This window comes from Polymorphum gilvum SL003B-26A1 (assembly GCF_000192745.1).
Classification (GTDB): domain Bacteria; phylum Pseudomonadota; class Alphaproteobacteria; order Rhizobiales; family Stappiaceae; genus Polymorphum; species Polymorphum gilvum.
Genome location: NC_015259.1, coordinates 3,142,135 through 3,162,460, shown reverse-complemented (window position 1 = coordinate 3,162,460; position 20,326 = coordinate 3,142,135). Strand labels below are relative to the sequence as shown.

Genomic DNA, 20,326 nt, shown 5'->3' with positions numbered 1-20,326 from the left:
CCGGCCGCTGCCGTACATGTCGCGATCGACCGGATGGCCCAGATCGGCCGGTCCAGATCGGCCGGCCCGCCGATTGGATCCCCCGCAAGACGGGGATGACCGCGGTGGGTCGTCTGTCGCCAGCGACGTGCAGCCTGAGTCCGAAGAAGCCGCGCCAGCGACTGTTTCGAAGGATACGACCTCCGGAGCCTGCCGCCCATGGTTCGGGATGGGACCTTGCGCCCCTTCCTCACCATGAGGCTTGCGAGACGCGGGCAGCGGCAGGAGGCGTCGTGGGCAGCGAACAGAGGATATCTGTCATGACCGACGCGGACGAGAGCGGCGGCGCGCAGGCTTGCGCTCCGCGGGGCAATTTCGGGGAGGGGCCGGGACGCGACCCGGAGGAGGCGCTCGCGAACGCCCCGGACGGCGGTCCGGACGGCAATCGGGACGGCGCAGCGGCGGGCCTGGCGGGCGGGCGGAGTTATGTCAATCACGCGCCCGAGATCTGGGCCGAGGCGCGCCGGCTCTACGAGGAGACGGAGACGCCGGTCCTGTCCATCGTCGAGCGGCTGGGCGTTTCGGACAGCCAGGTGCACAACCGGGCGAGAAAGCACGGCTGGGTGCGACGCTCGGAGGTCGCCTCGGCGCTGGCCGAGGCGAGCCCGCAGGCGCGGGCGCAGATGGTCGCCCGACTGTACCGGGCGTTCGAGAAGCAGGTGGCGCGGCTGGAGGACCGGCTCGGCCGGCTGATGGCGCGCGAGGCGCGCCACGATCCTGCCGGCGACGGCCGGGGCGAGGCGGCAGCGGGCATCGAGAGCCTGGCCGAGGTCGACCGCACGGCCAAGACGCTGGCCAGCCTCGCCCGCACGCTCGACATGCTGCTGGCGCTGCAGAAGGCGCGCGCGGAGGAGACACGCCATGACGTCGACCCCGACGCCCTGCGCCAGGAGCTTGCGCAACGCCTTGGCCGCCTGCCGGAGGGAGGGCCGGATCGAGGCGGCTCTGGACGCGCTGACGCCCCAGGAGATGGCGTTCCTGCTGCATGACTGGCCGACCTTCGCCCATGGCCACCAGATGCCGCCGCCGGGAGCGTGGTCGCTGTGGCTGCTGATGGGCGGACGCGGCGCCGGCAAGACGCGGGCGGGAGCGGAATGGATCCGCGCCCGCGCGCTCGGCCACCGCTGGTGCGAGGCGGCCGTCGCCGGGCGCATCGCGCTGGTCGGAGAGACCTTCGCCGACGTGCGCGAGGTCATGATCGAGGGCGTCTCGGGCCTGCTCGCCGTCCACCCGCGCCACGAGCGCCCGGCCTGGAACCCGAGCCGCCGGCGCCTGGAATGGCCCAACGGGGCGGTGGCACAGGCCTTTTCCGCCGAGGACCCGGAGGCCCTGCGCGGGCCGCAGTTCGACATCGCCTGGTCCGACGAACTCGCCAAGTGGCGACACGCCGAGGAGACTTTCGACATGCTGCAGTTCGGCCTGCGCCTGGGGGCGCGCCCTCGCCAGCTGGTGACCACGACGCCGCGGCCGGTGCCGCTGCTCAAGCGGCTCATCGACCTACCCGGCACGGCGCTGACCCATGCGCCGACCAGGGCCAACGCACTGTTCCTGGCGCCCGGCTTCCTGGAACGCATCGTCGCCCGCTACCAGGGCACGCGGCTCGGCCGCCAGGAACTCGACGGCGAACTGATCGAGGACCGGCCCGACGCGCTGTGGCGGCGCGACGCACTGGAGGCCTGCCGGGTCGACCGGGCGCCCGACGCGCTTGTCCGCATCGTCGTCGCCGTCGATCCGCCGGCGACCGCGACCAGGCGCTCGGACGGCTGCGGGCTGATCGTCGCCGGGCTTGGCGCCGATGGCGTCGCCTATGTGCTCGCCGACCGCAGCCGGCGCCCGGCGCGCCCGGCCGACTGGGCCGGCGCGGCGGTGGCGCTGTGGCATCACTACCGGGCCGACTGCCTGGTCGCCGAGGTCAACCAGGGCGGCGACATGGTGCGCGCGGTGATCGCCGGCATCGACCCGGCGGTGCCGGTGCGCTGCGTGCGGGCGACGCGCGGCAAGCTGCTGCGCGCCGAGCCGGTGGCGATGCTCTACGACCAGGGCCGGGTGCGCCACGTCGGCGCCTTGCCCGAGTTGGAGGACGAGATGGCCGACTTCGGCCCGGGCGGCCTGTCCTCGGGGCGCTCGCCCGACCGGCTCGACGCCCTGGTCTGGGCGCTGAGCGAGTTGATGCCCGCCGGCCGCGGCGAGCCGCGACTGCGGCGGTTGTAGCGACGGCGGTGGGTGTGGCGGGGACATTGCCCTGCACTCTCCGCGTCGCCCCGGCCGCAGCGAAGCGGAGAGCCGGGGCCTACTCGCGGGCCCGTTGGCCGCAGGAACGAAGGGCGCGGCAAGCATTTCGCCGACAACCGGCGCTCTGGCACCGAGTGGCCCCCGGGTCTCGCTGCGCTCACCCGGGGTGACGGCAGGGGCGTTTGCGGAATCGGTTTGTAAACGTCTTCAAGCGGTCTTTCAGCCGGCGGAAAGGGAAGCGACGTCATGGTGTTACGCAGGTTTCTGGACTTGCTTCGCGCGCCTAGTGACTCGGCGGCAACGGTGGAGCGGAAGGCATCGCGGGCGGCGGCGCTGATCGCGCTGCACGGCGCCGGCCAGCCGGTGTGGAGCCCGCGCGACTATGCCGCGCTCGCCCGCGAGGGCTATGCCCGCAACCCGGTGGTGCATCGCTGTGTGCGCATGGTCGCCGAGGCGGCGGCGAGCGTGCCGTTCCTGCTCTACGACGGCGCGCAGGAGCTCGACACCCATCCGCTGCTCGACCTGCTCGCCCGGCCGAACGCCGCCCAAGGCGGCGCCGACCTCTTCGAGACGGTCTACGGCCACCTGCTGGTTGCCGGCAACGCCTATCTGGAACAGGTGCCCAACAATGGTGTCCCGCGCGAACTGCACGCCCTGCGCCCGGACCGGATCAAGGTGGTGCCGGGCGACGCGGGCTGGCCGGTCGCCTTCGACTACACCGCGCACGGGCGGACGCTGCGCATCGGCGCGGAGACCGACGACGGCATCGCGCCGGTGCGGCAGCTGAAGCTGTTCCATCCGCTCAACGATCACTACGGCTTCGCGCCGGTCGAGGCCGCGCAGGTGAGCCTCGACATCCACAACGCCGCCTCGGCCTGGAACAAGGCGCTGCTCGACAACGCCGCGCGGCCCTCCGGCGCGCTGGTCTACGGCGCGGCGGAGGCGGCGAACCTGTCGGCCGAGCAGTTCGACCGGCTGCGCGCGGAACTGGAGGACGGCTACCAGGGCGCGCGCAACGCCGGCCGGCCGCTGCTGCTCGAAGGGGGGCTCGACTGGAAGCCGATGGGCCTGACGCCCAAGGACATGGACTTCATCGAGGCCAAGCGCGAGGCGGCGCGCGAGATCGCGCTTGCCTTCGGCGTGCCGCCGATGCTGCTCGGCATTCCTGGCGACAACACCTATGCCAACTTCCAGGAGGCGAGCCGGGCGTTCTGGCGCCAGACGGTGCTGCCGCTGGTCCGCCGAACCGGCCTTGCGCTCGGCGCCTGGCTGGGGCCGGCGCACGGCGGCGCGCTGCGCCTGGAGCCGGACCTCGACGCCGTCGAGGCGCTGTCGGTCGAGCGCGAGGCGCTGTGGCGCCGGCTCGCGGCGGCCGACTTCCTGAGCCGCGACGAGAAGCGCCAGGCGGTCGGCTACGGCGTCGGGCCGGAGGCGGACGCGTGACCGGCGACCTGATCGAGGCCGTCCTGCAGCGCGGCGACCTCGCCCACCTGGCGCTGTTCCTGTGGGCGGCGAGCGCCTCGGCGCTGGGCCTCGCCCTGCTGAGGGAACTGGCCGCCTCGAACCGGCGTTTCTCCGACTTCGTCGACGAGATCGAGCGCCTGAACCAGATCTTCAGGCAACGGCGCGGCTGAACGTCTGCCGCCAAAGCCTTCACGCGACTCGCGTTTTCCGGCCCGTTGACTCGGTTTGAGAGGCCGCTGACCCGGCCTGCGAGCGGCCTGAGCCGGATTCGGAGCCGCAAGTCCCTGACTCCGTTTGCGAGCCGGCGAGCCCAACGAGGAGATGTCCATGATCACCGGCCTGTTCCGCCGCGCGCGGGGGCGCGCGCGCCACCGCGCGGTCTTCGCCCGTTTCGCCGGCTGCCTGTCGGCGCTGCTTGCCCCCGCACCGCGCCGGGAGCGGCGGCCATGAGCGGCGGCATCCCGATCGCCGGCTACGCCAGCCTGTTTTCCCGCCGCGACGGCGCCGGCGACACGGTCGTCCGCGGCGCCTTCGCCCGCTCGCTGGCGCGCCGCGGCGCGGACGGCATCCGCATGCTGTGGCAGCACGATCCGGCACGCCCGATCGGCGTGTGGGAGCGGGTCGCCGAGGACGGCGCCGGGCTCTATGTCGCCGGCCGCCTGCTGGCCGACGTCGCCCAGGCGCGCGAGGCGGCGAGCCTGATCGGCGCCGGCGCGCTCGACGGCCTGTCGATCGGCTTCCGCACCGTGCGGGCACGCGCCGGCGGCCGCGGCGCGGCGCGCGTCCTGACCGAGATCGACCTGTGGGAGGTCTCGCTGGTCACCTTTCCCGAGCTCGCAGGGGCGCGCGTGCGCCTCGTCGGGCCCCCTCGCAGCCCCTACCGGAGGAGCGACGCATGAGCATCCATTCCGATCCCGTCCTGGAGACCAAGGCGGGCCGCCCCGACAACGGCTCCGGCGCAGATCTTGGCCTTGGCAGGGACCGCGGCCTCGACGAGGTCTACACTGCCTTCGCCGCCTATCGCGACGCCAACGAGGAGCGGCTCGCCGAGATCGAACGCCGGGGGGCGGCCGACGTCGTCACGCTGGAGCGGCTGGCGCGGCTCGACGCCGCGCTCGACCACACCCAGCGCCGGCTCGACGAGCTGACGCTCAAGGCGCGCCGGCCGCATCTCGACTGGCCGGACCCCGCCGGGCCGTCGGCGCGCGGCGCCAGCGGCCCGGCGCTGGAACACAAGGCCGCCTTCGAGGCCTACATGCGCGCCGGCCGCGAGCAGGGCCTGCGGCCGCTGGAGGTGAAGGCGCTGTCGGCGGGCTCCGACCCGGACGGCGGCTACCTGGTGCCGGAGGAGACCGAGGCGGGCATCCTCAGGCGGCTCGCTGCCGTGTCGCCGATCCGCGCCATCGCCGGCGTGCGGCCGGTGTCGGCGAGCGTCTACAAGAAGCCCTACGCGATCTCGGGTCCGCAGACCGGCTGGGTCGGCGAGACGGCGGCCCGTCCGCAGACCAACGCGCCGACGCTGGCCGAACTGGCCTTCCCGGCGATGGAGCTCTACGCCATGCCGGCGGCGACGGCGACGCTGCTGGAGGACGCGGCCGTCGACATCGACGCCTGGATCGCCGAGGAGGTCGAGACGGCCTTCGCCGAGCAGGAGGGCGCCGCCTTCGTCGCCGGCGACGGCGTCAACAAGCCGACCGGTTTCCTGAGCTATCCGCGCGTTGCCGAAAGCGCCTGGGCCTGGGGCTCGCTCGGCACCGTCGCCACCGGCGCGGCCGGCGGCTTCGCCGCCCTCGACCCGGCCGACCGGCTGATCGATTTGATCTATGCCCTGAAGAGCGGCTATCGCCAGAACGGCCGCTTCGTCATGAACCGGCGCACCCAGGCGGCGGTGCGCAAGCTGAAGGACGCCGACGGCAACTACCTGTGGCAGCCGCCGGTCAGCGCCGGCGCGCCGGCGACGCTGCTGAACTTCCCCGTAACGGAAGCCGAGGACATGCCCGACATCGCCATCGACGCCCCGGCGATTGCCTTCGGCGATTTCCGGCGCGGCTATCTGGTCGTCGACCGCACCGGCGTGCGCGTGCTGCGCGATCCCTATTCGGCCAAGCCCTACGTGCTGTTCTACACCACCAAGCGCGTCGGCGGCGGCGTGCAGGACTTCGACGCGATCAAGTTCCTGGTGTTCTCGGCCTAGCCGCCGGCCACCCGCGTTTCCTCCCCACCTGGCGCCGGGGCCCGCTCCGGCGCTTTTTTCTTTTCTTGCGCAACGAGGCAGGGTGCCCATGACCGCGGTGCTGACGAACCCGCCGGCCGTCGAGCCGGTGACGGTGGAAGACATGCGCGCCCATCTGCGCCTCGCCCACGAGGCTGAGGACGCGCTGCTGGCCGAGCTGATCGCCGCCGCGCGCAGCCAGGTCGAGCGCGAGACGCGCCGCGCGCTGATCGCCCAGGGCTGGCGCGCCTATTTCGACGCCTGGCCGGCGGGACGGATCGTTCGGCTGCCGGTGGCGCCGGTCATCGCTGTTGCGGCGGTGACCGTCTACGGCACGGACGGCCTGCCGGCGGATCTCGACCCGGTCGACTGGCGCCTCGACGGCCCGGCGGCCCGGCTCAGGGTGGCTGCGGGAGCCGGCGGCGACGCGGCCAACGGCATCGAGATCGATTTCACCGCCGGCTACGGCGCGGCTCCCGCCGACGTGCCGGCACCCCTGCGCCAGGCGATCCGCCTGCTTGCGGCGCACTGGTACGAACACCGCGAGGCGGGGTCTGACCTCGCGCTCGCCAGCGTGCCGCACGGGCTCGACCGACTGCTGTCCGTCTACCGGGTGCCGCGGCTGTGAGCGGCGCCGGCTTGTTCCGCACGCCCGTGACGCTGGAACGGCCCGAGCGCACGGCGGCCCCCGGCGGCGCGGCCGGCACGCTGTACGTCGCAGCCGGCACCGACTTCGCCGCGACTCCGGGCTGCGCCGGCAGGACGAGGCCGTCGCCGGCGCCCGGCTCGACGGCGTCGTCAGCCACGAGATCCGCCTGCGCTACCGCGACGACATCGCCGGCGGCTGGCGTATCCGCGCCGGGGCGCGTGTGTTCCGCGTGCTGGCGGCGAGCGATCCGGACCTCGGCCGCCGCCAGATCCTGTGCCTGGTCGAGGAGGAAGGGGCATGAGCACGACTGCGGCCGAAATCGCCCTGCGCGACGCGATCCTGATCCACCTGGCCGGTGACGCGGAACTCGAGGCCCTGCTCGGCCCCGGGCGGCTGTTCGACGCGCCACCGCGCGGTCAGGCGTTTCCGTTTCTGCGCCTCGACGCGGTAACCGGCAGGCGACTGGCCGGGTCGGCCGAGGATGGGCTCGAACACGAACTGCGCCTGACCGTGCTGTCGCGCGCCGACAGCCGCGACGAGGCGGTCAAGGCGATCGCCCGCGTCGCGGCGCTGCTGGACGGGCCGGTGCTTGCGCTTGCCGGCCACAGGCTGGTCGACCTCGTGCCGGTCGCGACGGCCAGCGGGCCGCTGCGCGACGGGCGCACCTTCCGCGCCGAACTGGTGCTGCGCGCGGTCACCGAGCCGGCCGACTGATCCAACCAGACGAGGACACGACCATGAGTGCACAGCGCGGACGCGATCTCCTGCTCAAGCTCGACGGCGACGGGCTCGGCAGCTTCGTGGCTGTCGCCGGGCTGAGGGCCCGGCGCATCGCCCTCAACGCGGGGGCGGTCGACATCACCGCCGCCGACAGCGCCGGGCGATGGCGCGAGCTGCTGGCCGGCGCCGGCACCCGCACGGCGAGCCTGTCGGGCTCCGGCCTGTTCCGCGACGCGGCCAGCGACGCGGCGGTGCGCGCGCTGTTCTTCGACGGTGCGATCCGCGCCTGGCAGGTGGTGATCCCGGAGTTCGGGACGCTGGAGGGGCCGTTCCAGGTCACCGCGCTGGAATATGCCGGTCGCCACGACGGCGAGGTGACCTACGAGATGGCGCTGGAATCGGCCGGCGAGGTTACGTTCACGGCGGCCTAGGCGGACGAACGCCGCCGCTCTGGCAACGAGTGGGCCCCGGGTCTCGCGCTGCTCGCCCTGGGTGACCTCCGGGGGTGTGGCGGGGCGGTGGCCTGCGCTCGCCCCGGGTGATGGCCGTGGGGGAAGAAAAAGGTTCACGACAGGGAGGATGGCATCATGCCCAATCGGTTGCGGGGGGAGATCTCGGCCATGCTAGATGGCCGGGAATGGACGCTGGTTCTGACGCTGGGGGCGCTGGCGGAACTGGAGGACGCCTATGCCTGCGCCGATCTGCAGGCGCTGGTCGAGCGCTTCGCCGGCGGGCGGCTGTCGGCGCGCGACATGGTGCGCCTGATCGGCGCCGGCTTGCGCGGCGCCGGCAACGTGGTCACCGACGACCAGGTGGCGTCGATGACCGCACCCGGCGGCGCGCCGGGCTTTGCCGCCATCGTCGCCGACCTGCTGCGGGTGACCTTTTCGGACGCCGACGACGATGGGGGCGACGACGGGGAGGACGAGGTTGCGGAGACCGGCGCAAACCCTCCGCCGCCGCGGGGCTGAGCCCGGCCGCCGCGGCGTTTCCCTGGGCCGAGGCGCTGCAGGCCGGGCTCGGCAGGCTCGGCTGGACGCCGGAAACCTTCTGGCGTGCGACGCCAAGGGAACTGGCGGCGGCGCTCGGGCTTGCCCGGCGCGGTCGCGCGCCGGCACGCGCGGATCTGGATCGGCTGCTGCGGCGGTTTCCTGACCGGCCGGCATGCGCAAGCAACAGTCAGGAGTGAGCCATGGCCCGCGACGACGATGGATTTTCCGTGCCGCTGGACGATCTGGCGGCGTTTTCGCGCCAGATGGAGGCTATGACGCGTTCGGCCGGCGACTTCTCGCGCCTGGTGTCCGGCGGCCTGCGCGCGGCGCTGGTCGACGGCAAGGCGCTCGACGCGGTGTTCCGCTCCATGGCGCTGTCGCTGTCGAGCCGGGTGCTGGCCGGGGCGCTGCGTCCCTTGGAGACGCTGGCCGGCACTGCCGTGGCCGGTCTGGTCGGGTCGCTGGCGGGCACGGCCGCCGGGGCGGTCGGCCCTGGCGCACGCGTGACGGCCTTCGCCGACGGCGGCGTGATCGCGGCGCCGACCTATTTCGGCATCGGCGCAAACGGCGCGGGCGGTCTGGGCGTAATGGGGGAAGCGGGAGCGGAAGCGATCCTGCCGCTGGCGCGCGGCGCCGACGGACGGCTGGGCGTGGCCAGCCGTGGTGGCGCGGAGCCGAAGGTTGTCGTCAACGTGACGACGCGCGATGCGGACAGTTTCAGGCGGTCGGAAGCACAGGTTTCGGCGATGGTGGCCCGCGCCGTCGGACGGGGACGGCGCGGGCTCTAACACCGGCTTGAAGAGGAGGGGCTCAAGAGCCGGTGTTTTTCGCAGCGGCGATCATCGCCGCGATCTGGTCTTTCAGCTGAAGGCGCTTCTTCTTCAACTCCTCGGTGGCTTCGTCCGACGCCGGGGCGATCTCCGCCTCGATGCGGTGAATCTCCCGGTTCACCTCGTGATATTCGTCGGCGAGCCTGGCGAAATGCGCGTTGGAGACCTTCAGCGCGTGCAGCGCGTCGCCCGCGTCGGGAAACTCCTCGTGCAATTCGTGGGGAACATGACTCATGCGTTTTTTCTCCTTCTTCGAACCGACCATGGCCGGTGCCGCGCATGCGGTCCTTGAGCCAAATCAAAACGGCGCGGTTCTGTCGGGATCAGCTACATGATTCCTTTCCTCGACGAGAGCTTTCCGATCGCAGTTTCCTTCGGTGCGACCGGCGGCCCGGAGCGGCGCACCGAGATCGTCGCCCTGGCCGGCGGCCACGAGACGCGCAACGCGCGCTGGGCCGAGAGCCGGCGGCGCTACGACGCCGGCACCGGCGTGCGCTCGCTCGCGGACCTGCGGGCGGTGGCGGCGCTGTTCGAGCGCGCGCGCGGCCGGCTGTCGGGCTTCCGCTTCCGAGATCCCTTCGACCACGCCTCGACCGCCGACGGCACGCCGCCGGGGCTGCTGGACTGCGCGCTCGGCACGGGCGACGGCAGCCGGACGCGGTTCGTCCTGGTCAAGACCTACGGTTGGGGCGCGGCGGCCTACGGGCGAGCGATCGCCTTGCCCGTCGCCGGCACGCTGCGCGTGGCGCTCGACGGCGTGGAGCAGGCGGAAGGCGCAGCCTTTGCCTTCGACGCGGAAACGGCCGAAGTCGTGTTCGCGGTACCGCCGCCCGGCGGCGCCGAGGTCACGGCCGGCTTCCTGTTCGATGTGCCGGTGCGTTTCGACACCGACCGGCTGGAGATCAGCCTGACTCATTTTGCGGCCGGCCAGGCGCCGTCGATCCCGCTGGTCGAGATCCGGCGCTGAGGCAACGGAGACCTGCCCATGAAACATATTCCCGAGGCGCTCGCCGGCCATCTGGCGGGGCGGGTGACGACGCTTGCCGTCTGCTGGCTGGTGCGGCGCGCCGACGGGCTGGTGCTCGGGTTCACCGACCACGACCGGCCGCTGACCGTCGCGGGCACCCCGTGCCGGCCCGAGAACGGCCTGGAGGCGACGGCGGTGGCGCAGGGGCCGGGCCTGGCCGCTGCCGGCGGCGAGGTCGCCGGCAGCCTGTCGGGCCCCGGCCTGACCGACGCCGACCTCGACGCCGGGCTGTGGGACGGGGCCGAGGTCGAGGTCCATGTCGTCAACTGGGCGGTCCCCGACGAGACCGCGATGCTGCGCCGGGCGGTCATCGGCGAGGTGACGCGCGAGGGCCGCGCCTTCCGCGCCGAGTTGCGCGGGCTCGCCCATTTGCTGGGGGCGCGGCGCGGGCGAGTGTTCGCCCAGGGCTGCGACGCCGATCTCGGCGACGCGCGCTGCACGGTGGATCTAGACGACCCGGCCTACAGCGCCACCGGCACCCTGAGCGGACCCGCGCAGGCGGCAGACCTGATCGTGGACGGACTGGACGGCTTCGCCGACGGCTGGTTTTCCGGCGGGAGGCTCGAGGTGCTGTCGGGCCCGGCGAGCGGCCTTGCGGTCGCGATCGCCCGCCATGACGGGACAGCGGAGGGGGCGCGGCTGCGGCTGTGGCTGGCCGCGCCGGTGTCGCTCGATCCGGGAACGCAGGTCAGGGTCACCGCCGGCTGCGACAAGCGCTTTGCCACCTGCGCGCAGAAATTCGCCAACGCCGTCAATTTTCAGGGCTTCCCGCACATGCCGGGGACCGACTTCGTGCTGTCCTATCCCGGCCGCAACACCGGTGAGAACGACGGAGGCGCGCTTGTTCCCTGAACCCGCACCGATCGACCGCGCTGCGCTGATCGCCGAGGCGCGCACCTGGATCGGCACGCCCTATCGGCACCAGGCGTCGGCGAAGGGTGCCGGCTGCGACTGCCTCGGCCTGGTGCGCGGCCTCTGGCGGGCGTTTTGCGGCGCCGAGCCGGAACCGCTGCCGGCCTATGGCGCGGACTGGGCCGAGACGGGAGGCGGCGAGGCCTTCGCCGCGGCCGGACGACGCTGGCTGGTCGAGATCGACCCCGGCCGGGCCGCGCCCGGCGACGTGCTGCTGTTGCGCTGGAAGGACGGCGCACCGGCCAAGCATGCCGGCCTCCTCGCCACCGCCTCGACACTGGTCCACGCCTACGAGCGGGTCGGCGTGGTCGAGAGCCCGCTGGTGCCGGCCTGGCGCCGGCGTATCGCCCATGTCTTCGCCTTTCCGGGAGCCCGGCCATGGCAACCCTGATCCTGAGCGCCGCCGGCCAGGCGCTGGGCGGCGCCCTCGGCCTCGGCGGCTTCGGCGCCGTGCTCGGCCGGGCGGCCGGCGCGGTCGCCGGCACGCTGGTCGACCAGGGCCTGTTCGGCACGTCGCGCACGGTTCAGGCCGGCAAGCTCGCCGACCTGTCCGTGCAGGCCTCGACCGAGGGTGCGGCGCTGCCGCTTGTCTACGGACGGGTGCGCCTGTCCGGCCAGGTGATCTGGGCGACGCGCTTCGAGGAGGAGGTGAGCGAGGAGCGGCAGGGCGGCAAGGCGGGCGGCAGCGGCGGCACGACGGTGCGCGCCCATGCCTATTACGCCAATTTCGCCGTCGCCCTGTGCCAGGGACCGGTCGCCCGCATCGGCCGGATCTGGGCCGACGGCAAGCTTCTGGACATCGCCGGGCTGACCCTGCGCGCCTATCCGGGCAGCGCCGACCAGCCGGTCGATCCGCTGATCGCCGCCCACCAGAGCACGGCGCCGGCCTATCGCGGCACGGCCCATGTCGTGTTCGAGCGGCTGGCGCTGGCGCCGTTCGGCAACCGTATCCCGCAGCTCGCCTTCGAGGTGGTGCGCACGGTCGACACGCTGGAGGGCCTGGTGCGGGCGGTGACGCTGATCCCCGGCGCGGGCGAATTCGTCTATGCGCCGGCGCCGGTCACCGACCGGCCGCTGCCGGGGACGACGGAAAGCGTCAACCGGCACACCATGCTCGCCGCCAGCGACTGGCACGCCGCGCTGGACGAGCTGCAGGCGCTGTGCCCGGCGCTGGAAAGCGTCGCGCTGGTGGTCGCCTGGTTCGGCGACGACCTCAGGGCCGGCCACTGCACGGTGCGGCCGAAGGTGGAAGCGAATTCGCGCACGACCGCCGGCATGACCTGGTCGGTCGGGCCGCTCACACGCGGCGCGGCGCAGCAAGTCTCATACATCGACGGCCGGCCTGCCTATGGCGGCACGCCGGCGGACGCGAGCGTGATCGCCGCCATCCGCGACCTCAGGGCCCGCGGCCTGCGCGTCGTGCTCTATCCCTTCGTGATGATGGACATCGCGGCCGGCAACGGCCTGCCGGACCCCCATGGCGGCGCGGAGCAGGCCGCCTATCCCTGGCGCGGGCGGATTGTAGCGGCGGGCGACGTGGCGGCGGAGGTTGCGACCTTCATGGGTACGGCTGTGCCCGGCGATTTCCCCGTTTCCGGAGAGACGGTGGGCTATGCGGGGCCGGACGAATGGTCCTACCGCCGCTTCGTGCTGCACAACGCCCATCTGGCGCAGGCGGCTGGCGGCGTCGACGCCTTCCTGATCGGCTCGGAGCTGCGCGGCCTGACCCGCGGCCATGCCGGCGGCGGCAGCTATCCCTTCGTCGACGCATTGAGGGCGCTGGCGGCGGACGTGCGCGCCGTCACCGGTGCGGCCACGAAGCTCTCCTATGCCGCCGACTGGTCGGAGTACGGCGGCCACCAGGTCGCCGCCGGCGCGCTGCGCTTTCCGCTCGATCCGCTGTGGGCGGATCCGGCGATCGACTTCGTCGGCATCGACAACTACCTGCCGATGACGGACCTGCGCGACGGCGGCGACCCGGACGGCAACGACGACCCCTATGACCTCGCGCTGCTGCGCGCCGGGATCGCGGGCGGGGAATACCACGACTGGTTCTATGCCAGTGCCGCGGACCGGGGGGCGGGGCTGCGCACGCCGATCACCGACGGCGCCTACGGCAAGCCCTTCGTGTTCCGCGCCAAGGACCTGCGCGGCTGGTGGCAGAACGCCCACCACGAGCGCGTCGGCGGCGTCGAACTGGCAGGCCCGACGCCCTGGCAGCCGGCGTCCAAGCCGATCTGGTTCACCGAACTCGGCGTACCGGCGATCGACCGGGGCGCCAACCAGCCCAACGTCTTCGTCGATCCGAAGTCGTCGGAATCGCAGCTGCCGCATTTCTCCGCCGGCGCGCGCGATGACCTGATCCAGCGCCGGGCGCTGGAGGCGGCCTTGAGCTACTGGGACGACCGCCATCCGGAGCTGCCGATGGGCGATAACCCGCTGTCGCCGGTCTATGGCGGGCGGATGGTCGATGCCGCCAACCTGCACCTGTGGACCTTCGACGCGCGCCCGTTTCCGGCCTTCCCGACCTTCGCCGACGTCTGGGCCGACGGCGCCAACTGGCAGGTCGGCCACTGGCTGAACGGCCGGTTCGGCGGTGCCGGTCTCGGCGCCATCCTGCGCCGGATGCTGGCCGATTTCGGCATCGCGCCGGAGGACGTCGCCGTCGGCTCGCTGCCCCATGCGCTGGACGGGCTGACCGTGGCGGGGCCGGCGACGGCCCGCGAGGTGATCGAGCCGCTGCTCGATGCCTTCGGCTGCCTCGCCGTCGACCGCGGCACGCGGCTGGAGCTGATCCGACCGCCGCTCGTCCCGGTCGCGCGCCTTGCCGGCGACGATCTGGTCGAGACCGATCCCGACGCGCCGGTGCTGGCGCGGGTGCGGGCGCAGGCCGGCGAACTGCCGGCCGAGGTGCGCCTGTCGGGCGAGGACGCGGCCAGCGATTTCCGCCGCCTGGTCACCGCCTCGCGCCGCCTGGAGGGCGCGAGCCGGCACCTGGAGACGCGCGACCTTGCCGTCGTCGCGCCGCCGGAAACGCTGCTTGCGGCCGCCGACCGGCGGCTGCAACGGTTGTGGGCGGAGCGCGAGCGGGTCGAGTTCGCCCTGCCGCCGACGGCGCTGGCGCTGGAGCCCGGCGATCTCGTCGAACTCGACGGGGCGCCCGGCCAGGCCTTCGAGCCGGCGCTGAAGCTGCGCATCGAGGCGATCGAGGACGGGCCGGCGCGGCGCATCGAGGCGATGCGCACCGAGCCCGCCGCGACGCTCGCCGCTTCGCCCCGGCCGCGCGCCGGCGCCTGGCGCAGCGCCGATCTCGGCCCACCGCATGCGCTGATGCTGGACCTGTCGAAACTGTCCGACGGCGACGCCGACCGCGCGCCGCGGCTCGCCGTGTTCGCCAGGCCCTGGCCGGGCGGCTACGCCCTGCTGCGCTCGGCCACGGAAAGCGGCTTCCAGCCGGTGGCGACGGTCGACCGGCCGGCGACGGTCGGCCGGCTGGCAGAGCCGCTGGCGCCGGGCCCGGTCTGGCTGTGGGACGAGGCGACCCGGCCGCTGGTCGAGCTCTATGGCGGGACGCTGGAAAGCCGCGATCCGGCGGCCGTGCTCGCCGGCGCGAACGCGCTCGCCGTGCGCACGGCGGCGGGCGGCTTCGAGATCCTGCAGTTCCGCGGCGCGGAACTCGTCGGGCCGCGGCTCTACCGCCTGTCCGGCCTATTGCGCGGCCAGCGCGGCACGGAAGCCGAGGCGGGCGCGGGCGCGCCGGCCGGTGCCGACGTGGTGCGGCTCGACGCCGCCGTCGCGCAGGTGCCGCTCGACGACGATCTCGCCGGGTTGCCGCTCGCCTACCGGCTGGTGCCGCAGGGACGCAGCCTCGACGATCCCGCAAGCCTCGGCCTGTCCCATGCGGCGAGCGGGCGCGGCGCGCAGCCGCTGTCGCCGGTGCATGTGCGGGCCCGGCGCACGGCGGCGGGCATCGTGCTCGCCTGGATCCGCCGCTCGCGGATCGGCGCCGACGGCTGGGAACAGCTCGAGGTGCCGCTTGGCGAGGCCGCCGAGGCCTACGAGGTCGACGTGCTCGACGGCGCAGCGGTGCTGCGCACGCTGCGCGCGACGACGCCAGAGGTCCTCTATCCCGCCGCCGAGGAACTGGCCGACTTCGGCGCGCCGGTCGCAAACTTGACGGTCGCCGTGGTCCAGCTTTCCGAAACAGCCGGCCGCGGCCAGCCAGCAAAGGCGATCCTCCATGTCTGAAACCCCGAGATTGAAGCTGCCGCTGATCGCGGCGGCCCAGGCGCAGAAGCACGTCACCCACAACGAGGCGCTGGCGCGGCTCGACGCGCTGGCGCACCTGTGCTTCCTCGACCGCGACCTTGCGGCGCCGCCGCCGGCCGCCGACGGCGACACCTATCTGGTCGCCGCCGGCGCCACCGGCGACTGGTCGGGCCGCGACGGCGCGATCGCCCATGTCCGCGACGGTGCCTGGCAGTTCCTCGAAGCCGTCGAGGGGCTGACCGCCCATGTCGTCGACGAGGATGTCTTCGTCGTCTTCACCGGCGGGGCCTGGCGGGTCTACGCAGCGCTTCTTGCGCCCGTCGCCACGCTGGCGCAGGGCGGCTTCGGCTCGGCGGTCCGCTTCGCCACGCTCGAAACCCAACTGTCGGGCCTCGCCGGCCCGCATGCCGACACGGAGCCGATCATTCCCGACCGGGCGGTGGTGTTCGGCGTGTCGACGCGCACGGTCGCGACCGTGACGGGAGCCGCCTCCTACGACTGCGGTCTGGCCGGCGAAACGTCGAAATTCGGCGGCTCGCTCGGCGTCGCGGCCGGGTCGAGCAATGCCGGGGTGATCGGCCCGACCGCCTTCTACGCCGACACGGCCGTGCGCCTGACCGCCAACGGCGGCAGCTTCACCGGCGGCGCGGTGCGCATCGCCGTGCATTGTTTCCTGCCCGGAGTGCCGGGCTAGGGGCGGACGCGGCGGCTTCGCGGCCCTGGCCGCAAGGAGATCCCATGAAAACCAGCGACGAGGGACTGGGCTTCATCGCCCGGCACGAGGGCTTCGTGGCCACGGCCTACCGCGATCCGGCCGGGGTGCTGACCATCGGCTACGGCTTCACCATGGGCTCGCGGATCTTTGCCGGCTGGTGGCGGGCACGCCATGGACGGGCGCTCGCGCCCGGCGACCGGATCGGCCGGGCGCAGGCGGACACGGTGCTGCGCGCGCTGCTCGACGGCGAATACGGGCCGGCGGTGGCGCGCCGCTTCGCCTTCCTGCCGCAGCATCGCTTCGATGCCTGCGTGTCGGTCGCCTACAACCTCGGGCCGGGCGCGCTCGGCTGGCGCTGGGCGGCGGCCCTTGCCGCCGGCGACGTCGCAGCAGCGGCGCGGCTGCTCGAGACCACCGGCACGACGGCGGGCGGACGGCGGCTGGCCGGCCTGGTGCGCCGGCGCAAGGAAGAGGCCGCGCTGCTGCGGGCCGGCGACTACGGCGGCGCCGGCCGCAGCGTGCCGCGCCGCGCGGACGTGCAACTGCAGGACGACCAGCGTCTGCTCGCCAGCCTCGGCTACCGGCCGGGCCCGGTCGACGGCTTCGACGGGCCGCGGACGCGGGCGGCGGTGATGCGCTTCCAGCAGGACCATCCGCCGCTTTCCGTCGACGGCCGCATCGGCCCGGCGACGCGCGCGGCCCTGCGCCGGGCGCTCGACGCCCGCGCCGGCGTCCGGGGCGCGGGCGGCGCGGCGGTCGCCGGCGGCGTCGCCGCCCTGTCCGGAGGTCTGTCCTGGCAGGGGGCGGCGGCCTGTGCGGTTGCGGCGCTCGTGCTGGTGCTGCTCGCCGCGCTTGCCTGGCGCCACCGCGGCCGGCTGCGGCCCCGCCGGGCGAAATGAGGGTTTCGAATGCCCCGCCCTGGATGCCCTACCCCTGACTCCTTCCCGAGAGGGAAGGGAGGCCCGGCGGCAGGGACCGGCGGGATCATCGGTCAAGACCATCTGACGGAAAGGGCCAAGCCATGACCGGCTGGAAGACGCTCCTGTTCAACGGCGGCCTCGCCGCGCTCGTGCTCGCCGCCGAGATCCTGGATCACCTTGCGGTGGTCGACTGGCGCCAGATCGTGCCGCCGGGCGCCGCGCCGCTGGTGGTCCTGGCGATTGGCCTCGCCAACATCATGCTGCGCCACGTGACGCACGGGCCGGCCGGCTGGCGCGGCGGGGGGCGGCGATGATCGGCACGCTGCTGCAATGGCTGTCGGGCGGGGTGCTCGACCGTCTGCTCGCCCATCTGGAGCGGCGGGTCGAGGGCGAGACGGCGCGCCGGCGCATCGAGGCGGACCTGGCCGCCGAGGAAATCCGCGCCGAGATCGAGGCACGCAAGGTTGCGCGCGCGGTGCTGATCGCCGAAAGCGGCCATCTGCTGTCCGCCGGCCGGCTCGGCCGGCTGGTGTTCGTGCTGCCGCTCGGCCTGTGGTGGGCGGCCGTGTGCCTCGACAGCGTGTTTCATTTCGGCTGGCGGATCGCCGAGGTGCCGGTGCTGCGCGACTGGGGCGGGGCGATCGTCACCTCGCTGTTCCTGGTCGACGGCGCGCGCGGCATGGCGCGCGGACTGGCGGCGCGTCGCGGCGGTGTGGTGTCCTGAGCGGGCCTCGGCGAGGGGCCCTTGCGCTTGCCGCGGACGATCGTTCATGTGCTATTCAGGCGCGGGCCGCTAATCCTGGCGCCATGACACGCACATCCGGATCGACCATGGTCAGTCGACTCATCGCCGCTCTTCTTCTCATCGCCGCCAGTACGGCGCCGGCGCTCGCCCAGTGCCTGTCGCAGGGCGAGGCGCAGCAGGTCGTCGCCAGCGGCCGGGCCGCGCCGCTCGGCGCGGTGATGGGCGCGGTGCGCGGCGAGGTGGTCAAGGCGCAGCTGTGCCTGGAGGGCGGACGCTACGTCTACCGCCTGTCGGTGCTGGCCAACGGCCAGGTCACCACCCAGGTGGTCGACGCCAGCCGCTGACCGGACAAGCCACCAGGAACGGGAACCGCCATGCGCCTGCTTGTTGTCGAGGACGACGCCGATCTCAACCGCCAGCTAACCGAAGCCCTGACCGAGGCCGGCTATGTCGTCGACCGCGCCTTCGACGGCGAGGAGGGTCATTTCCTCGGCGACACGGAGCCCTATGACGCGGTCGTGCTTGACCTCGGCCTGCCCAAGCTCGACGGTCTGTCTGTGCTGGAGCGCTGGCGCCGAGACGGGCGCAAGATGCCGGTGCTGATCCTGACCGCGCGCGACCGCTGGTCGGACAAGGTCGCCGGCATCGATGCGGGCGCGGACGACTACGTCGCCAAGCCGTTCCACATGGAGGAGGTGCTGGCGCGCGTGCGCGCGCTGGTGCGCCGGGCGGCGGGGCACGCCTCCAACGAGATCGAATGCGGCCCCGTGCGCCTCGACCTGCGCGCCGGACGGGTGACCGTCGACGGCCATCCCATCAAGCTGACCTCGCACGAGTACCGGCTGCTCGCCTACCTGATGCACCACAAGGGCAAGGTGATCTCGCGCACCGAACTGACCGAGCATCTCTACGACCAGGATTTCGACCGGGATTCGAACACGGTGGAGGTGTTCGTCGGGCGGCTGCGCAAGAAGCTCGGCGGCGAGCCGATCGAGACCATCCGCGGCCTCGGCTACCGCATGGGGGACCCCGTTGAGGACCGAGGCTGAGGCGGGTGCGCCGGGTGCCAGGCGCTCGCTCGCCGCGCGCCTCGTCCTGGTCGCCTCTCTGTGGTCGACCGGCGCGCTCGTCGTCGCGGGCTTCATCCTGGTCGGGCTGTACCGGGCCGCGGGCGAGCGTGCCTTCGACAGCCAGCTCGAGGTCTATCAGAAGGCGATCATCGGCGCGCTGGCGCCGGTCGAGGGCGAGGCACTGAACCGGCCGGAAAACCTCGGCGAGCCGCGCTTTTCCCTGCCCTTGTCGGGCTGGTACTGGACCGTATCGGAAGCCGACGGCGGCGTTCGCGTGTTTTCCTCCGCCTCGCTGGTCGGCGATCCGCTGGCCGAGCCGGATCTCGGCGGACGCGACGCCGCCAGCGCCTTCGCGACCGGCCCGGGCGGCGAGGAGATCCGCATCCACCGGCGCGTCGTCGGCTTCAACGGCAAGCGCTACGTTATCGCGGTCGCGGGCAAGACCGAGACCTTCCGCCAGGAGGTGCGCGACTTCGCCGGCCAGGTCGCGCTGACGCTGGCGGTGTTCGGCATCGGCCTCATCGGAGCGGTGTTCCTGCAGGTGCGCATCGGCCTGATGCCGCTCGCCCGCCTGAGCGCCTCGCTCGCCGCCGTGCGCCGGGGCGACGCCGAGCGCATCGAGGAGGACCTGCCGCGCGAGATCGCGCCGCTGGCGGTCGAACTCAACGCCCTGATCCTGTCCAACCGGGAGATCGTCGAGCGCGCGCGCACCCATGTCGGCAACCTCGCCCATGCGCTGAAGACACCGCTGAGCGTGATCGCCAACGAGGCGCGCGCGACCGGCGGGCCCTTCGCGGACAAGGTCGCCGAGCAGGCGGTGCTGATGCGCACCCAAGTCGACCACCATCTGGAGCGCGCCCGCATGGCCGCCCAGCGGCGGGTGATCGGCGTGTCGACCCCGGTCGAGCCGGCGCTGGCGCGCCTGGCGCGCGCGATGGGGCGCATCCACGGCGAGCGCGGGCTGGCGATCGAGGCGGCGGCGCCCGGCGATCTGCGCTTTCGCGGCGAGCAGCAGGACCTGGAGGAGATGGCCGGCAACCTGATGGACAACGCCTGCAAGTGGGCCGCGCGCCGTGTGTCGGTGAGCGCGGCGGCGCGGCCGGGCGGGGAGGGCGGGCGCGCCCTGTTCGAACTGGTCGTCGACGACGACGGTCCGGGCCTGACTGCCGAGGAGCGGCGCGAGGCTGTCAAGCGCGGCCGCCGGCTCGACGAGACCGTACCCGGTACCGGCCTCGGCCTGTCGATCGTCGCCGACCTCGCTGCGCTCTACGGCGGGCGCCTGGAGCTCGACGATTCGCCGCTCGGCGGGCTGCGCGCGCGCCTGGTGCTGCCGTCGGTCTGAACCAATCTGCCGTTCGTGCGTTGCCCTTGGTGTCCGGATTGTGACGCACGACACGGACGGGGGCGGACAATCCGCCGACAGTGCGTGCGGATGTGGCCTAGTTCGGCCACAAAGTGTCACTATTTTAACGATAACGGCGCAGGATGGGCGAGACCGGCTGAGGCGGTTCCCCGGCTGCGGATCGTGGC

General features: G+C 73.3%; 26 protein-coding genes. 25 read left to right on the top strand and 1 reads right to left on the bottom strand.

All coding sequences use genetic code 11. The features are described 5' to 3' along the window. Positions 1-299 precede the first annotated feature (299 nt). The 14 genes from SL003B_RS23860 (at position 300) to SL003B_RS14730 (ending at position 9,096) form a co-directional block, all read left to right on the top strand. Positions 300-1,028, top strand: coding sequence for a hypothetical protein (locus tag SL003B_RS23860; protein ID WP_013653669.1), 729 nt, complete (start codon positions 300-302; stop codon positions 1,026-1,028). After that, on the top strand, positions 973-2,250 hold the full coding sequence (locus tag SL003B_RS14775; protein WP_479687519.1) for a DNA-packaging protein: 1,278 nt from the start codon (positions 973-975) through the stop codon (positions 2,248-2,250). The genes SL003B_RS23860 and SL003B_RS14775 overlap by 56 nt, the downstream gene beginning before the upstream one ends. A 324-nt stretch (positions 2,251-2,574) precedes the next feature. Then, the gene (locus SL003B_RS14770; protein ID WP_013653667.1) at positions 2,575-3,714 is read left to right on the top strand and encodes a phage portal protein; all 1,140 of its coding nucleotides are present in this window, start codon (positions 2,575-2,577) and stop codon (positions 3,712-3,714) included. Beyond that, on the top strand, positions 3,711-3,905 hold the full coding sequence (locus SL003B_RS14765; RefSeq protein ID WP_041375560.1) for a hypothetical protein: 195 nt from the start codon (positions 3,711-3,713) through the stop codon (positions 3,903-3,905). Before SL003B_RS14770 ends, SL003B_RS14765 begins: the two co-directional genes overlap by 4 nt. A 157-nt stretch (positions 3,906-4,062) precedes the next feature. Next, positions 4,063-4,185 carry a hypothetical protein gene (locus SL003B_RS24000; protein WP_277914605.1) on the top strand — a complete coding sequence of 41 codons (123 nt, stop codon included), beginning with the start codon at positions 4,063-4,065 and terminating at the stop codon, positions 4,183-4,185. Beyond that, a complete protein-coding gene (locus tag SL003B_RS14760; RefSeq protein ID WP_013653666.1) occupies positions 4,182-4,634 on the top strand; it encodes an HK97 family phage prohead protease in 453 nt (150 codons plus the stop codon). Before SL003B_RS24000 ends, SL003B_RS14760 begins: the two co-directional genes overlap by 4 nt. Beyond that, the gene (locus tag SL003B_RS14755) at positions 4,631-5,929 is read left to right on the top strand and encodes a phage major capsid protein (protein WP_013653665.1); all 1,299 of its coding nucleotides are present in this window, start codon (positions 4,631-4,633) and stop codon (positions 5,927-5,929) included. Before SL003B_RS14760 ends, SL003B_RS14755 begins: the two co-directional genes overlap by 4 nt. An 88-nt stretch (positions 5,930-6,017) precedes the next feature. Continuing rightward, the gene (locus SL003B_RS14750; protein ID WP_013653664.1) at positions 6,018-6,575 is read left to right on the top strand and encodes a head-tail connector protein; all 558 of its coding nucleotides are present in this window, start codon (positions 6,018-6,020) and stop codon (positions 6,573-6,575) included. After that, complete coding sequence (locus SL003B_RS24125; RefSeq protein WP_083812100.1) at positions 6,466-6,897, top strand: head-tail adaptor protein; 432 nt, start codon at positions 6,466-6,468, stop codon at positions 6,895-6,897. Before SL003B_RS14750 ends, SL003B_RS24125 begins: the two co-directional genes overlap by 110 nt. Further along, positions 6,894-7,310 (top strand): DUF3168 domain-containing protein, encoded by a 417-nt coding sequence (locus tag SL003B_RS14745; protein ID WP_013653663.1) that lies wholly within the window; start codon positions 6,894-6,896, stop codon positions 7,308-7,310. The genes SL003B_RS24125 and SL003B_RS14745 overlap by 4 nt, the downstream gene beginning before the upstream one ends. Before the next feature lie 23 nt (positions 7,311-7,333). Next, positions 7,334-7,747, top strand: coding sequence for a phage major tail protein, TP901-1 family (locus tag SL003B_RS14740; protein ID WP_013653662.1), 414 nt, complete (start codon positions 7,334-7,336; stop codon positions 7,745-7,747). A gap of 156 nt (positions 7,748-7,903) precedes the next feature. Next, a complete protein-coding gene (locus SL003B_RS23405; RefSeq protein WP_049792596.1) occupies positions 7,904-8,287 on the top strand; it encodes a gene transfer agent family protein in 384 nt (127 codons plus the stop codon). Beyond that, complete coding sequence (locus tag SL003B_RS23400) at positions 8,284-8,505, top strand: rcc01693 family protein (protein WP_148259461.1); 222 nt, start codon at positions 8,284-8,286, stop codon at positions 8,503-8,505. Before SL003B_RS23405 ends, SL003B_RS23400 begins: the two co-directional genes overlap by 4 nt. 3 nt (positions 8,506-8,508) lie before the next feature. Continuing rightward, positions 8,509-9,096: a phage tail tape measure protein gene (locus SL003B_RS14730; RefSeq protein ID WP_013653660.1), complete on the top strand. Its 588-nt coding sequence runs from the start codon at positions 8,509-8,511 to the stop codon at positions 9,094-9,096. A 22-nt stretch (positions 9,097-9,118) separates the two neighbouring features. Here SL003B_RS14730 and SL003B_RS14725 read toward each other — a convergent pair whose 3' ends face one another. Further along, positions 9,119-9,373 carry an HP1242/YdcH family protein gene (locus tag SL003B_RS14725; protein WP_013653659.1) on the bottom strand — a complete coding sequence of 85 codons (255 nt, stop codon included), beginning with the start codon at positions 9,371-9,373 and terminating at the stop codon, positions 9,119-9,121. A 96-nt stretch (positions 9,374-9,469) separates the two neighbouring features. Between SL003B_RS14725 and SL003B_RS14720 the strand changes: the two genes are divergently transcribed. The 11 genes from SL003B_RS14720 (at position 9,470) to SL003B_RS14670 (ending at position 20,138) form a co-directional block, all read left to right on the top strand. Further along, positions 9,470-10,105 (top strand): DUF2460 domain-containing protein, encoded by a 636-nt coding sequence (locus tag SL003B_RS14720; protein ID WP_013653658.1) that lies wholly within the window; start codon positions 9,470-9,472, stop codon positions 10,103-10,105. Positions 10,106-10,123: 18 nt separating this feature from the next. Beyond that, positions 10,124-11,017 (top strand): DUF2163 domain-containing protein, encoded by an 894-nt coding sequence (locus tag SL003B_RS14715; protein ID WP_013653657.1) that lies wholly within the window; start codon positions 10,124-10,126, stop codon positions 11,015-11,017. Continuing rightward, a complete protein-coding gene (locus SL003B_RS14710; RefSeq protein WP_013653656.1) occupies positions 11,007-11,468 on the top strand; it encodes an NlpC/P60 family protein in 462 nt (153 codons plus the stop codon). The genes SL003B_RS14715 and SL003B_RS14710 overlap by 11 nt, the downstream gene beginning before the upstream one ends. Then, the gene (locus SL003B_RS14705) at positions 11,456-15,325 is read left to right on the top strand and encodes a baseplate multidomain protein megatron (protein ID WP_013653655.1); all 3,870 of its coding nucleotides are present in this window, start codon (positions 11,456-11,458) and stop codon (positions 15,323-15,325) included. The genes SL003B_RS14710 and SL003B_RS14705 overlap by 13 nt, the downstream gene beginning before the upstream one ends. Beyond that, the gene (locus tag SL003B_RS14700; RefSeq protein WP_041375559.1) at positions 15,318-16,040 is read left to right on the top strand and encodes a DUF2793 domain-containing protein; all 723 of its coding nucleotides are present in this window, start codon (positions 15,318-15,320) and stop codon (positions 16,038-16,040) included. Before SL003B_RS14705 ends, SL003B_RS14700 begins: the two co-directional genes overlap by 8 nt. A 44-nt stretch (positions 16,041-16,084) precedes the next feature. Then, positions 16,085-16,960, top strand: coding sequence for a glycoside hydrolase family protein (locus tag SL003B_RS14695; RefSeq protein ID WP_013653653.1), 876 nt, complete (start codon positions 16,085-16,087; stop codon positions 16,958-16,960). Between the two features lie 122 nt (positions 16,961-17,082). Further along, complete coding sequence (locus SL003B_RS14690) at positions 17,083-17,295, top strand: hypothetical protein (protein ID WP_013653652.1); 213 nt, start codon at positions 17,083-17,085, stop codon at positions 17,293-17,295. Further along, positions 17,292-17,705 (top strand): hypothetical protein, encoded by a 414-nt coding sequence (locus SL003B_RS14685; RefSeq protein WP_013653651.1) that lies wholly within the window; start codon positions 17,292-17,294, stop codon positions 17,703-17,705. The genes SL003B_RS14690 and SL003B_RS14685 overlap by 4 nt, the downstream gene beginning before the upstream one ends. 107 nt (positions 17,706-17,812) lie before the next feature. Beyond that, entirely contained in the window at positions 17,813-18,070 is a 258-nt protein-coding gene (locus SL003B_RS14680; protein WP_013653650.1) for a PepSY domain-containing protein, read from the top strand. A gap of 30 nt (positions 18,071-18,100) precedes the next feature. Continuing rightward, the gene (locus SL003B_RS14675) at positions 18,101-18,775 is read left to right on the top strand and encodes a response regulator transcription factor (RefSeq protein ID WP_013653649.1); all 675 of its coding nucleotides are present in this window, start codon (positions 18,101-18,103) and stop codon (positions 18,773-18,775) included. Continuing rightward, positions 18,759-20,138: an ATP-binding protein gene (locus SL003B_RS14670; protein WP_013653648.1), complete on the top strand. Its 1,380-nt coding sequence runs from the start codon at positions 18,759-18,761 to the stop codon at positions 20,136-20,138. Before SL003B_RS14675 ends, SL003B_RS14670 begins: the two co-directional genes overlap by 17 nt. The last annotated feature ends 188 nt before the right edge of the window (positions 20,139-20,326 follow it).

What these genes read in the sequence shown, in the direction of transcription:
- SL003B_RS14725 (WP_013653659.1), bottom strand. Translation starts at nt 9,373, where the DNA reads ATGAGTCATGTTCCCCACGAATTGCACGAGGAGTTTCCCGACGCGGGC.
- SL003B_RS14760 (WP_013653666.1), top strand. Translation starts at nt 4,182, where the DNA reads ATGAGCGGCGGCATCCCGATCGCCGGCTACGCCAGCCTGTTTTCCCGC.
- SL003B_RS14740 (WP_013653662.1), top strand. Translation starts at nt 7,334, where the DNA reads ATGAGTGCACAGCGCGGACGCGATCTCCTGCTCAAGCTCGACGGCGAC.
- SL003B_RS14720 (WP_013653658.1), top strand. Translation starts at nt 9,470, where the DNA reads ATGATTCCTTTCCTCGACGAGAGCTTTCCGATCGCAGTTTCCTTCGGT.
- SL003B_RS14675 (WP_013653649.1), top strand. Translation starts at nt 18,101, where the DNA reads ATGCGCCTGCTTGTTGTCGAGGACGACGCCGATCTCAACCGCCAGCTA.
- SL003B_RS14755 (WP_013653665.1), top strand. Translation starts at nt 4,631, where the DNA reads ATGAGCATCCATTCCGATCCCGTCCTGGAGACCAAGGCGGGCCGCCCC.
- SL003B_RS14680 (WP_013653650.1), top strand. Translation starts at nt 17,813, where the DNA reads ATGGTCAGTCGACTCATCGCCGCTCTTCTTCTCATCGCCGCCAGTACG.
- SL003B_RS14690 (WP_013653652.1), top strand. Translation starts at nt 17,083, where the DNA reads ATGACCGGCTGGAAGACGCTCCTGTTCAACGGCGGCCTCGCCGCGCTC.
- SL003B_RS14695 (WP_013653653.1), top strand. Translation starts at nt 16,085, where the DNA reads ATGAAAACCAGCGACGAGGGACTGGGCTTCATCGCCCGGCACGAGGGC.
- SL003B_RS14700 (WP_041375559.1), top strand. Translation starts at nt 15,318, where the DNA reads ATGTCTGAAACCCCGAGATTGAAGCTGCCGCTGATCGCGGCGGCCCAG.
- SL003B_RS14715 (WP_013653657.1), top strand. Translation starts at nt 10,124, where the DNA reads ATGAAACATATTCCCGAGGCGCTCGCCGGCCATCTGGCGGGGCGGGTG.
- SL003B_RS24000 (WP_277914605.1), top strand. Translation starts at nt 4,063, where the DNA reads ATGATCACCGGCCTGTTCCGCCGCGCGCGGGGGCGCGCGCGCCACCGC.
- SL003B_RS14730 (WP_013653660.1), top strand. Translation starts at nt 8,509, where the DNA reads ATGGCCCGCGACGACGATGGATTTTCCGTGCCGCTGGACGATCTGGCG.
- SL003B_RS23860 (WP_013653669.1), top strand. Translation starts at nt 300, where the DNA reads ATGACCGACGCGGACGAGAGCGGCGGCGCGCAGGCTTGCGCTCCGCGG.
- SL003B_RS14750 (WP_013653664.1), top strand. Translation starts at nt 6,018, where the DNA reads ATGACCGCGGTGCTGACGAACCCGCCGGCCGTCGAGCCGGTGACGGTG.
- SL003B_RS23405 (WP_049792596.1), top strand. Translation starts at nt 7,904, where the DNA reads ATGCCCAATCGGTTGCGGGGGGAGATCTCGGCCATGCTAGATGGCCGG.
- SL003B_RS14705 (WP_013653655.1), top strand. Translation starts at nt 11,456, where the DNA reads ATGGCAACCCTGATCCTGAGCGCCGCCGGCCAGGCGCTGGGCGGCGCC.
- SL003B_RS14685 (WP_013653651.1), top strand. Translation starts at nt 17,292, where the DNA reads ATGATCGGCACGCTGCTGCAATGGCTGTCGGGCGGGGTGCTCGACCGT.
- SL003B_RS14745 (WP_013653663.1), top strand. Translation starts at nt 6,894, where the DNA reads ATGAGCACGACTGCGGCCGAAATCGCCCTGCGCGACGCGATCCTGATC.